Annotated in this window: 11 protein-coding genes; 7 read left to right on the plus strand and 4 right to left on the minus strand. The window is 42.9% G+C overall.

The annotated features are described in order from the left end of the window. Nucleotides 1–208 precede the first annotated feature (208 nt). Together ABKW31_RS12135 and ABKW31_RS12140 are read right to left on the minus strand one after the other, a co-directional pair. Nucleotides 209–1507 (minus strand): adenylosuccinate synthase, encoded by a 1299-nt coding sequence (locus ABKW31_RS12135; RefSeq protein WP_348616645.1) that lies wholly within the window; start codon nucleotides 1505–1507, stop codon nucleotides 209–211. 98 nt (nucleotides 1508–1605) lie between these two features. After that, the gene (locus ABKW31_RS12140; RefSeq protein WP_348616646.1) at nucleotides 1606–1794 is read right to left on the minus strand and encodes a DUF2065 family protein; all 189 of its coding nucleotides are present in this window, start codon (nucleotides 1792–1794) and stop codon (nucleotides 1606–1608) included. A 378-nt stretch (nucleotides 1795–2172) separates the two neighbouring features. On the opposite strand from ABKW31_RS12140, the gene ABKW31_RS12145 reads away from it, so the two are divergent. Continuing rightward, complete coding sequence (locus tag ABKW31_RS12145; protein ID WP_348616647.1) at nucleotides 2173–4320, plus strand: alpha-glucuronidase family glycosyl hydrolase; 2148 nt, start codon at nucleotides 2173–2175, stop codon at nucleotides 4318–4320. Nucleotides 4321–4416: 96 nt separating this feature from the next. Further along, a complete protein-coding gene (locus ABKW31_RS12150) occupies nucleotides 4417–4938 on the plus strand; it encodes a sel1 repeat family protein (RefSeq protein ID WP_348616649.1) in 522 nt (173 codons plus the stop codon). Between the two features lie 149 nt (nucleotides 4939–5087). On the opposite strand, the gene ABKW31_RS12155 is transcribed toward ABKW31_RS12150, so the two are convergent. Then, entirely contained in the window at nucleotides 5088–5846 is a 759-nt protein-coding gene (locus ABKW31_RS12155; protein WP_348616650.1) for a PRC-barrel domain containing protein, read from the minus strand. A 349-nt stretch (nucleotides 5847–6195) separates the two neighbouring features. Here ABKW31_RS12155 and katG point away from each other — a divergent pair, with 349 nt between their 5' ends. From katG to ABKW31_RS12170, 3 genes are all read left to right on the plus strand, one after another. Next, nucleotides 6196–8379: a catalase/peroxidase HPI gene (katG, locus tag ABKW31_RS12160; RefSeq protein WP_348616651.1), complete on the plus strand. Its 2184-nt coding sequence runs from the start codon at nucleotides 6196–6198 to the stop codon at nucleotides 8377–8379. A gap of 229 nt (nucleotides 8380–8608) precedes the next feature. Next, complete coding sequence (locus tag ABKW31_RS12165) at nucleotides 8609–8986, plus strand: MAPEG family protein (RefSeq protein ID WP_348616653.1); 378 nt, start codon at nucleotides 8609–8611, stop codon at nucleotides 8984–8986. Between the two features lie 53 nt (nucleotides 8987–9039). Then, the gene (locus ABKW31_RS12170; protein WP_348616655.1) at nucleotides 9040–10161 is read left to right on the plus strand and encodes an NAD(P)/FAD-dependent oxidoreductase; all 1122 of its coding nucleotides are present in this window, start codon (nucleotides 9040–9042) and stop codon (nucleotides 10159–10161) included. A gap of 64 nt (nucleotides 10162–10225) precedes the next feature. On the opposite strand, the gene ABKW31_RS12175 is transcribed toward ABKW31_RS12170, so the two are convergent. Next, complete coding sequence (locus ABKW31_RS12175; RefSeq protein ID WP_348616656.1) at nucleotides 10226–11071, minus strand: tetratricopeptide repeat protein; 846 nt, start codon at nucleotides 11069–11071, stop codon at nucleotides 10226–10228. Between the two features lie 235 nt (nucleotides 11072–11306). Between ABKW31_RS12175 and ABKW31_RS12180 the strand changes: the two genes are divergently transcribed. Together ABKW31_RS12180 and ABKW31_RS12185 are read left to right on the plus strand one after the other, a co-directional pair. Then, entirely contained in the window at nucleotides 11307–11738 is a 432-nt protein-coding gene (locus ABKW31_RS12180; RefSeq protein WP_348616657.1) for a hypothetical protein, read from the plus strand. Further along, nucleotides 11735–12040, plus strand: coding sequence for a DUF962 domain-containing protein (locus tag ABKW31_RS12185; RefSeq protein WP_348616659.1), 306 nt, complete (start codon nucleotides 11735–11737; stop codon nucleotides 12038–12040). The genes ABKW31_RS12180 and ABKW31_RS12185 overlap by 4 nt, the downstream gene beginning before the upstream one ends. The last annotated feature ends 154 nt before the right edge of the window (nucleotides 12041–12194 follow it).

Raw genomic sequence — 12194 nt, forward strand, 5'->3', positions numbered from 1 at the left:
CTGAAGCACCTCCTACAAAAGGCCTATCTTATTGAGACACCCATGGTAAATATTAAAAGCCTAAAAGCTGAATCGCCACCGAAGGCTGGGCTACAAAGAGACTGCGTGCACCGGGCAACGAAGATTAGATAATGTTTAGCTGGATCTTTTACCAAACAAAAAAGCCAATCTAATGATTGGCTTTTTTAATATTTAACAACTGCGATATTTAGGCATCAAAGGGGTGACGCAATATGATTGTTTCTTTGCGATCAGGGCCGGTTGAAATGATATCAATCGGGATGCCAGTGATTTCTTCTAAGCGTTTGACATAGTTTTTAGCCGCTTGCGGTAACTTGTCATAATCTGTTACGCCGAAAGAGTTTTCACTCCAGCCTGGCATTTCTTCATAGATGGGCGTGATGAGATCATAACCATCGGCAGCCATGGGCGGTACGTCTTTAACTGTGCCATCTGCCTGTTTATAGGCAATACAGATTTTTAGCGTTTCTAGGCCGTCTAATACGTCTAACTTGGTCAAACAGAAACCAGTAATCGAGTTAATTTGCACGGCGCGTTTCATTGCAACCGCATCAAACCAACCAGTGCGACGTTTGCGGCCAGTAGTGGCGCCAAACTCGTGGCCTTTTACACCTAAATGTTCGCCGACTTCGCAATCTAGTTCGGTAGGGAAAGGGCCTGAGCCTACACGGGTGGTATAAGCTTTAACTATGCCTAGCACATAATCCAGATGCAGAGGACCAAAACCAGCACCAGTGGCCACGCCACCAACTGTCGTATTTGACGATGTTACGTACGGATAAGTACCGTGATCGATGTCTAATAATGTGCCTTGGGCACCTTCAAACATAATGCAATCACCGCGTAAACGCGCTTGGTCAAGTATATCCGTAACATCAACCACCATAGCTTTTAATATATCGGCTACTGCTAGGGCGTTGGCTAAGACTTTCTCATAACTGACCGCTTCAACTTTGTAATAGTTGGTCAGTACAAAGTTATGGTACTCAAGAATGTCTTTGAGTTTGACGGCAAAGTCTTTTGCATTGAACAAATCGCCAACACGTAAACCACGACGAGATACTTTATCTTCGTATGCTGGGCCGATACCGCGACCTGTGGTGCCGATAGGCTTGTTACCACGGGCTTTTTCACGGGCTAAGTCGAGCTCTACGTGATAAGGCAAAATCAATGGGCAAGCTTCACTGATACGTAAACGTTCTTTAACCGGAACGCCCTTAGCTTCTAGCATTGCGGTTTCTTTTAATAAGGCTTCTGGGCTCAAAACCACGCCATTACCAATAACGCAGGTAACGTTTTCACGCAAAATACCAGATGGAATTAGATGTAATACGGTTTTTTCACCGTCAATTACTAAGGTGTGGCCCGCATTGTGTCCGCCTTGATAACGAACTACATAGCTTGCTTGATCGGTGAGTAAATCAACAACCTTACCTTTACCCTCATCACCCCATTGGGTGCCGAGTACAACAACATTTTTAGCCATGGATAGTAGGGAGTCAGAAAAATTAGGCGGGGATTCTAACAAAAAACAAGCAGTATCTAAATAGCAAAATCGAGGGAATTAGACGTAAAAATAACAAATCAGCCAAGAAGGTAATATAGGCAAACTACACCTATGGTTACCAGTGCCCCACCCATAGTGCGTAATTGGTTTGAGGGCTGCTGTGATAGTTGTTGAATAAACTGTTGCCACTTGTTGGGAAACAACATGGGACCTAATCCCTCAACAATTAAAACCAGTGCAAAAGCAGTGAGTAATGTATGGGCCAAGAGAGAAAACCTGTTGATGAAACGAATTTATGGTCACAGTGTACTCATATTTCTTAGATTAAAGAAAGATTGAAAAATTTCACACCCCTCTTTTGAGGATTAAATTGGTAAGCCTCCGTCCTGCCTAATAACAGAGCCATGTTGTCTTCGATTGACTTAATCTTCATTTGAGCATCGGTTATTTCCCCTTGGGCTTAGCAAAATTATGCATCACTCACTTAGAGAAAGGTCCATATAGTCTTGGGGTGAATGGGCAATTTCACTTAGTGAATAATAAATTGGGTAATGTTACACATTGGCACGACAGGTTAAGCTGCTTGATTAAATGAAAATAATTGTTAAGCGTTAATAGAGCGCGGTGAATTATGGGAAAGTGTGATGAAACAAAGCTTTAGTTTTTTTCGAAGTGGTGTCTTTGCTGTGATAATTAGTCTGTTTATGCAACAGGCTCAGGCTAACTTGGCAGATTTTCAAGGTGAAGATGGTTATCGCTTGTGGCTTAAATATGAGCTAGTAGACAACGTTCAGTTGCGAGCAAACTACACTAAACATCTGAGTACTGTTTATCTTGATACCAGCAGTGGTACCGGTAAAGTGATTCAGCAAGAGTTGCAACTGGCCTTACCAGCTTTATTGGGCACAGAAGTGCGTTTTACCGCTAAGCGAAGCCAAGCCAGTTTAGTGATCGCCCTGACGCCAACATTAAAAGTCGATCCGCTTAACGAAGGTTTTGCGATTAAAACCCAGCAAGGCCTTATCCGTATTTCAGCAGAAAATCCTGTGGGTTTGTTATATGGCACCTTTCATTTGCTAAGGCTTATGCAAACCGAACAGTCACTGGCTAAGCTCGACGTTGAGCAAAGCCCAAAAATTCAATTGCGCATGCTCAATCACTGGGATGATCTCGACCGCCATACTGAGCGGGGTTTTGCTGGCGAATCGATCTTTGATTGGCACAAACTACCGGATTATAAAGAGCAACGTTATTACGACTACGCCCGCGCAAATGCGTCTATTGGCATCAATGGTGTTGTACCTATTAACGTCAACTCTAATGCACTAATTTTAAGTCCGGCCTATTTGCACAAGGTGCAAGCCCTGGCTGATATCTTCCGCCCCTACGGCATCAAAGTGTATCTATCGATTAAGTTTAGTTCACCCCAACAACTTGATGGTTTACCTACCTCTGACCCCCTCGACCCTGATGTACAGCTGTGGTGGCAAAATAAGGCCGCGGAGATTTATCAACTTATCCCTGATTTTGGTGGCTTTTTAGTTAAGGCCAATTCCGAAGGACAGCCAGGACCAGGTGATTATGGCCGCACTCACGACCTAGGTGCAAATATGCTAGCCAAGGCTTTAAAACCCTATGGTGGCAATGTCCTATGGCGCGCTTTTGTGTATGCCCACGATTCAGAGTATGAACGCTCATTGCAGGCCTATAGCGAATTTGTGCCGCTTGATGGCAAGTTTGATAGTAATGTGAGTGTGCAAGTGAAAAACGGCCCTATTGATTTTCAACCGCGGGAGCCTTTTAGTCCACTCTTTGGTGCTATGCCAAAAACCTCTTTGGCGATGGAATTTCAAGTTACCCAAGAATACTTAGGTTTTAGTACTCATCTTGCCTATTTAGGCACGATGTATAAAGAAGTCCTCGATGCTGATACTCACACCCAGGATAAGGGGTCAACAGTCGCCAAAGTCATTGATGGTAGTTTGTCTAAAGCCCCACTGACAGTTATGGCAGGTGTTGCCAATATTGGTACTGACCGCAACTGGACAGGTCATATCTTTGGCCAAGCCAACTGGTACGTATTAGGTCGCTTAGCTTGGGATCATAACTTAGGTGCTGAGCAAATTGCTCAAGAATGGGTGGCCATGACCTTAACTCACGACGCTAAAGCCAGTGAGAAAATTGTGGCACTTATGATGCGGTCGCGAGAAAATATCGTGAATTACATGACCCCACTAGGCTTGCATCATTTAATGGATACCGGTCATCACTATGGCCCAGGACCATGGGTTGACAACTTAGGCCGAGCAGACTGGAACCCTACCTATTATCACCGCGCCGACGAGAATGGCATTGGTCTAGACCGTACCTCTAAGGGCACCAATGCGGTGTCGCAATATGCCCCTTACTGGCAAGCTATTTTTAATGATCCGCAAAAGACACCTGATAATTTACTATTATGGTTTCATCATCTGCCGTGGGACTACAAGATGCGTTCAGGTAAAACCTTGTGGTTGGAGCTAGTGGAACATTATTACTCCGGGGCGGCTGCAGTTGAGGCTATGCAAAACCAATGGCTGGCGCTGAAAAACAAAATTGAGCCCAACCAATTTAATCAAGTACGTATGGCTTTGGCAATTCAAGTAAAGGAGGCCAAGTGGTGGCGAGATGCTTGTATCTTATATTTCCAAACTTACTCAAAATTACCGATCCCTAAGGGATTCGAGCAGCCAAAGCATAGTTTGGAATATTACCAGTCATTGACATTCCCTTACGCACCAGGACAGGGGTGAAAAAGAGTACGTTTTGCCTGCTTGTTGGCTTTAATCATTTTCCATTTGCTTTATAGTAGAACTAATTTACTTCAATGTGTGTTGCAAGGATGCTATATGTTTAAAAAAGTAATATTTGGGAGCTTGTTAATCAGTTCTTTCAATTCAGTGGCAAACGTATCACTAGATCCTAACTTTACTTTGATGCAAGAGCGTGCGGGATTGAAGTTATTTGAACAGGGTAAATACCAAGAAGCTTTTGAAAAGTTGAGCGAACTTGCTGCATGGGGATATAAAGACTCCCAATATGTTTTAGCATTTCTGTTTTTTAAAGGCCAACATGTTGAGCAGTCTACTTTGATTGGTATGGGCTGGTTAGCGATGGCAGCTGAATCGGGGATAGAAGACTGGGTAAACTTGTTCGACAAGCTTTATTCAGCCGCTAGCAAGTCAGAGAAATTACGAATTGATAAAATAGTCGAAGATTACACAGCTAAATATGGCATGCAAGTACAGCGTGTTACCTGCAGTAAAACCCAAAAGCCCCCTTCCAAAAAGATAGTTATCGCTTGTGTGAAAGGTGATTATTTTGTTCACGATTATGCTATTGATCTAAACGAACAGACATTGTCCCTCTGAACAATATTCTGGACTGCTAAGCAATACCTTCATGCTGGCAATGTATTTTGGGCCGCTTAAATCATCTAGCTCACGCCCTTAGAAGTGCGTTTTTTGATTGAATAAAAACAGCAACAAGTACCCAAGGGCTCTCATCGCTGCATTTTTACCTATAACGCCAGTAACTTGGTTTTGACCTTTGCTTGGTAGGCGCTGTCATTCAGCAATACCGGGTCATACTCAGGACAATGTTTAATATCATCCTCACTTAAATGGCTGCTGATATTTTGCTCCAACCAGTTAATTGCGTCGATGTGTTTAGGGGCAATAAGTACCTTTTTACCACCGGGCAGAATCTGGTGTGTATCAACCACTATCAAAGGAATTTCCCAGTTTTCTGTATCTAAAATTACGTCGTGAATTTGACCAAAAGATCCGTCACTTGCCTTGATTGTGTAGCCTTGTAACTCATCAATAGATCTTAAATGATTACTTTTTGGCTTATCGGTTAGATCGGTTTTTTCTAACTCTTCTATCGCTATTGTTGGATTAATTTGCGAAAGGGCAGTGGGATGAGCGTATTCACCCCAAGCACCGGGTCCAGTCCAGTAATAGCCGTAACCAAAGTATTTATAATATAACTCTTCATAGGCACGTGACACGGTTTGATGTTCGTCAATTGAGGGGCTCTCTTTAACCTTCTTTTTAGTTAAATTCACCTCAATTTTTTCTTCTTCCATATCGATGTGGCGTAATGAAATAGGGGAAATCAGTACCTTTTCTCCGAGCGGTAACCATTTATGCGTGTCGACATACATATACCTCACCGTCCAAGCGCGGTCGTCAAATAGAAAATCTTTGTTGATACCAATATCACCATCCGTTGCGGCAATGGTAAATCGTTTAATATCGCGTAAACCTGCATACATAATTATTCTCCAAGGTCCGTTGTGTTGACTCTCTTTTCATTAATAACTGCAGCAAATTATAGACCAGTTACTGAAAGTCATTGTAAATAGGGCGTTCACTCAGACAGCAATGAATGAGTCCGTTCAGTAAAGTAAAAATTACCTACCTCAATGTAATATTTTCAAGTTAATCAAAAACGAGTATCTACCCTTATGATCCGTATTTACACTAAAACTGATTAAAAATTTAACTAATGATTGTTTTTATTAATTAAAGACATCGCCAAACTTCATTAGCTAGACAGTGGTAAAGGGTCTATAACTAGTCACTACATATTTGCCCAATGGCAATTCTACAGGAGTATAAGTTATGTCTAATGAAGGTAAGTGCCCCTTTAATCATGCCGCAGTAGGTGGCAGCACAAATAAGGATTGGTGGCCTAATCAGTTGCGATTAGATGTTTTGCACCAACATTCGGCTAAGTCAAATCCTATGGGTGAGAAATTTGACTATGCAGACGCTTTTAATCAACTGGATTTTCAAGCTCTAAAAAAAGATCTACATGCCTTGATGACAGATTCCCAAGACTGGTGGCCTGCCGATTTTGGCCACTACGGCCCATTTTTTATTCGCATGGCTTGGCATAGCGCCGGGACTTACCGCACAGGCGATGGGCGCGGAGGAGCGGGACGCGGACAACAACGCTTTGCACCTCTAAATAGCTGGCCTGATAATGTTAATTTAGACAAGGCCCGACGTTTACTTTGGCCAATCAAACAAAAGTACGGAAGTAAAATTTCATGGGCTGACTTGATGATCCTCACCGGTAATGTCGCACTTGAATCTATGGGTTTTAAAACCTTCGGATTTGCCGGTGGCCGAGCCGATACTTGGGAGCCAGAACAGGATGTCTATTGGGGCAGCGAAACTACATGGCTTGATGGTGATAAACGCTATTCCGGGGAACGTGAGCTCGAAGACCCCTTGGCTGCTGTGCAAATGGGACTTATTTATGTTAATCCCGAAGGGCCTGAAGGCAATCCTGATCCTTTGGCTGCTGCCAAAGACATTCGTGAAACATTTGCGCGTATGGCAATGAATGATGAAGAAACTGTCGCGCTGATTGCGGGAGGTCATACTTTTGGTAAAACTCACGGAGCCGGTGATGCGGCTTTAGTTGGCGTCGCGCCAGAAGCAGCTGGGCTGGCTCTGCAGGGGTTTGGGTGGGAAAGCCGTCATGGCACAGGTATAGCCGGCGATCAGATTGGTAGTGGTTTAGAAGTAACATGGACGCAAACTCCTACCCAGTGGAGCAATTACTATTTTGAAAATCTGTTTGCTTATGAATGGGAACTGACAAAAAGTCCAGCTGGAGCCCATCAGTGGCAGCCTAAAAATGGTGCCGGGGCAGGACAAATTCCTGATGCTTTTGATGCTTCAAAACGCAAAGTACCCACTATGTTAACCACTGATTTATCCTTACGTGTCGATCCTGCCTATGAAAAAATATCGCGACGTTTTTATGAAAATCCGCAACAGTTTGCCGATGTGTTTGCTCGTGCGTGGTACAAATTAACCCACCGTGATATGGGGCCAATAAGTCGTTATTTAGGTCCTGAAGTCCCAGAAGAGGAGCTTATTTGGCAAGATCCTATCCCAACTGTTGAGCATCCATTAATTGACCAACAGGATATTCAGGTGCTTAAAGCCAGCATTCTCGACTCAGACTTAAGTGTATCGCAACTTGTCTCAACTGCTTGGGCATCCGCGTCAACTTATCGCGGCTCAGACATGCGTGGCGGCGCCAACGGAGCTCGCATTCGTTTAGCTCCACAAAAAGACTGGGCAGTTAATCAACCCGACCAGCTCGCTAAGGTGCTACAAGTACTTGAAAGCATTCAAGCTAAATTTAATGCAGAACAAACATCTGCTAAACGTGTTTCATTGGCCGATATTATTGTATTGGCAGGCTGTACCGGTGTTGAGGTAGCAGCGCAGAACGCGGGGATTAAAGTGCTAGTGCCTTTTACGCCTGGACGTGCTGATACCACGCAAAAGCAGACCGATATTGAAGCTTTTGAGGTGTTAGAGCCCAAGGTAGATGGCTTTCGCAATTATTCACCCACCAAATATAGCGTTGCGGCCGAAAAACTGCTGGTGGATAGAGCGCAGCTATTAACCTTAAGCGCTCCAGAAATGACAGTATTGATAGGTGGCTTACGGGTATTAAATACCAATGTGGACCAGTCAACTAATGGTGTATTTACTCAACAAGTTGATGCCTTATCGAATGACTTTTTCATTAATCTTTTAGATATGGCAACAAAATGGAGTCCTGTATCGACAGAGGAAGACGAGTTTGTGGGAACAGACCGTAAAACTGGCATAGTTCGCTGGTCAGCCACTCGTGTCGATCTCATCTTCGGCTCTAACTCACATTTGCGCGCCTTAGCCGAGGTCTATGCAGCCAGTGATGCCAAAGAGCGCTTTGTTACCGACTTTGTAAAAGCGTGGGATAAGGTAATGAACTTGGACCGTTTTGATTTGGTTTAATGTTGATTAGTGACTTCATTTGCTTGATTTCTTAAACCCCAAGAAAACTATGTTTTCTTGGGGTTTATTTTTGTTAGTCGTTTTTTTGTACATAAGAAAGTCGATATTAAAATAGCCAATGTTTCTGCATCCTGGCTAATACCAATATCATGATGAGCGTTTTATGGGTAAGATTTGTATCAACATGCATCTTGAAATTTAAACAATTAAACTGAGCTAAAGGACGTTTATGAACTACGTACACATTGTTGCTGCCCTCGCCATTCTTCAGTATTTTTACTTTGGCATTATGGTGGGTCGAGCCAGAGGAAAATATGGTGTGGTTGCGCCGGCCACATCTGGCCATGAAATGTTTGACCGCGCCTTTCGCATACAGATGAATACTCTTGAACAGCTGGTTGGCTTTTTACCCGCCCTGCTCATTGCCAGTGCATATTGGCCCAATGCATACGTTGCGATAATCGGCGCTGTCTATATTGTGGGTCGGTTTATGTATCAAAAAACCTATCTAGCAGACCCCAAAAAACGTGGTCCAGGTTTTGGCTTAACAATATTACCCACCTTCATTTTATTGCTAGCGTCTATCGTCGGTGCAGTGCTGAACTGAGCTTAAGTATCTAGGAGCAGGCTCTGACCCTAAATACTGTTGGGAGATAAAAGGTGAGCGAGAGTGTCGAATGTATTGTAATCGGAGCTGGGGTTGTGGGCTTAGCGATTGCGCGTGAGCTCGCCAATAGAGGTCTCGAGACTATCGTTGTGGAACGTCACAGTGTCATTGGTTCTGAGACAAGTTCACGCAATAGTGAAGTGATCCATGCGGGCATCTATTATCCCTACTCTTCTCTAAAAGCACGTCTTTGTGTGATGGGTAAATCTTTATTGTACGACTACTGTGAGCATAAAAATATTAGCCATAGTCGTTGTGGTAAGTTAATTGTTGCCACGTCTGAAAAGCAGTTATCCATACTTAAAAATATTCAAAGTACAGCAAGGGCTAATGGCGTTAATGATCTAATCTTATTAAGCCAATCACAAAGTCTTGCAATGGAACCTCAATTACGAGCTTTGGGGGCCTTGCACTCTCCTTCTACTGGTATTATCGATAGTCACAGTTTTATGTTAAACCTGCAGGGCGATTTAGAAAGTGCCGGAGGCGTGGTCGCTTTTAACTCGCCGATTCTTTCTGGCGAATATAAAAACACTGAAATGAGCTTGAATATAGGTGGTGAACAGGCAATGACACTGACGGCTAAGTACGTCATAAATTGCGCAGGTTTAAGCGCTCAACATATCGCTCGGCAATTTAGTGGTTTAGCTTTAGCAAACATTCCGCCACTGCATTATGCGAAGGGTAACTATTATGCCTTACAGTGCAAAGCACCATTCAGTCGCTTAATCTACCCTGTGCCAGAGGAGGCGGGTTTAGGCATACATTACACCATGGATCTTGCTGGCTCAGGACGATTTGGCCCGGATGTCCAGTGGATAGACGATATTGATTATGCTGTAGATCCAAAAGGTGCTGAGCTTTTTTATGCACAAATCACTCGCTATTGGCCTGATATTAAACAAGGAGCTTTGATACCGGCATACTCTGGTATTCGGCCCAAACTAAGCAGCCAAGGAGAACCCGCAAAAGACTTTGTTATCCAAGATTATGCCGACCACGGAATAAAAGGTTTGGTGAATCTATTTGGTATAGAGTCACCAGGCTTAACTGCATCACTGGCTATTGCAGAGTATGTCGCCGCTTTGCTATTTGTTGATAACTCAGCCGCTTAATTCCCTAAATCTGACGGGTCAAACGAATCCTAAACAAGGTAGGCTTGAAGCGCTCTAGGCCACTCTAGTACAACAAGCTATACACTTTACGACGGTACTTTGATTTTAATGGGTCGCCGTCTGGTAAGGCATTAATCATATCTAAGGTAAGCTTTTTAGCATCGCCGAAGTTCAAGTCTTTGATAAGTACCGCTAGTGCCAATGCTAAAGCCTCTTCTACTTGATTAGCTTGATGCAGTTGTACGGCGAGTTTTACCTTAAGCTCGAGATTATCGGGATCAGCAGCTAATTGCTCTTGTAAGGCAATAATTTCCGGCGACTCTGCCGCTTGCTCGGCCAATTCAATTTTGCCCAAAATACTTTTATATAAGGCATCTTGATCAACTAAGCCGATGGTAGCTAAGAGGGTTTTAGCTTGACTGACCTGACCTAACTCCACTTGACAGTCAGCGAGAATGAGCTTGATATCAGCGCGCTTATTGTCAAGGTCTGAAGCTTGTTTGGCTAGTGTATAAGCCTGCTGATAGTTGCCTTCACTAATTAACTCATGGGCTTGCATAAGCATTTCGTCTTCTGCTTTTGGCAAGTGCTTACTGAGTAAATCAATGATTTGTGCTTCATTTTGTGGGCCAGCAAAGCCGTCTACAGGTTGGCCTTCTTTAACTAAAATAACCGTCGGTAGTCCACGTACACCAAATTGCTGAACTATTTCTGGTTGCGCCTGACAATCGACTCGCGCATGTAACAAGCTATCAGGATATCTTTTGGCGATGTTAGCTAAGACAGGAGCAATCTCTTGGCTGGGCGCATGGCCTTCAGCCCAAAATTCTATCATCACAAGTTTTTCTTGTGAGTCTTGTACTATAACCTGCTGAAAATTTTCTAAGGTGATGTTTATGCTGGTATTCATTCTTCGTCTCATCAAATTTGCTTGTTGCAATTGTTGGGGCAAGTTGCTGAAAAACAAGTTTGCACACCCGGTTGTGGCGCTGATTCTTAAAGATAACTAGCTGTCTATGTCTGATTTAACCCTTATTCTATGCCATATTGATAGGTGACAAGTGGCTTTTTATGCACAAATCACATTGGTAATGTAATTGATTTGTTGCTAATTTATGTCTCTTTGTAACGGATGCAAAAAAATTATGGAACTGCATGTTCTTAAGTTCGCGAAAATAATAGTATTGAGGCATGATATTGCTGAAGTCGTGATCGATGAAAATATCGTCATGAATCTAGCGATGGTGAACGAGTATCATAATTTTCTAATTAGTCATCTAAGCGCCCCCTTTTCTTTATTGATTAATAAAATCAATGAGTACAGCTATGAGTTTCAAGCCCAACTAGTCATTGGCAATCTGCCACAAATTCATGCTATGGCGGTTGTGAATTATACGCGTAGGTCAGAAATTACCACCCACCTATTAACCACCACAACACCGAGGAAAAAAGAATGGAATATATCTATCTTTAGCCAACGGTCTTTGGCGCTTGAGTGGTTGGAAAATGAGCAAGATAAAATAATCCAACAAAATGCGGTGTTAAGTCCAAACGAACAGATTGAGAGAATGCAATGAGTCAAAAATATGCGAGTTTTTCCGAGTTTTATCCCTACTACTTGTCTGAACATCAAAACCTGAGCTGTCGCCGTTTACATTTTGTTGGTTCATTGCTGATCATCATAGTGAGTCTTTATGCTGTTTTCTCTCAGCAATTGGCTTGGTTATGGCTATTGCCTATACTTGGATACGGTTTTGCTTGGGTGGGGCATTTCTTTTTCGAACATAATAAACCCGCTACATTTACTTATCCTTTTTATAGCTTTTTAGGAGATTGGGTTATGTTTAAAGATATATTGATCGGCCGTATTCGTTTATAGGGATTATGTTTTTAAACACTGGCGTTTCCTTTTATTAACTAAATTTTATCATTCACTCCGCGTAAAACGCCTTTTCTGATGTTGTCAACCGCTTTTGCTTAAAAAAAGTACAAATTTGTTGTGGATCTAGCCTTTCCAAGACGTTCAAAAACTC

It is taken from the genome of Paraglaciecola sp. 25GB23A (assembly GCF_040012495.1).
Classification (GTDB): domain Bacteria; phylum Pseudomonadota; class Gammaproteobacteria; order Enterobacterales; family Alteromonadaceae; genus Paraglaciecola.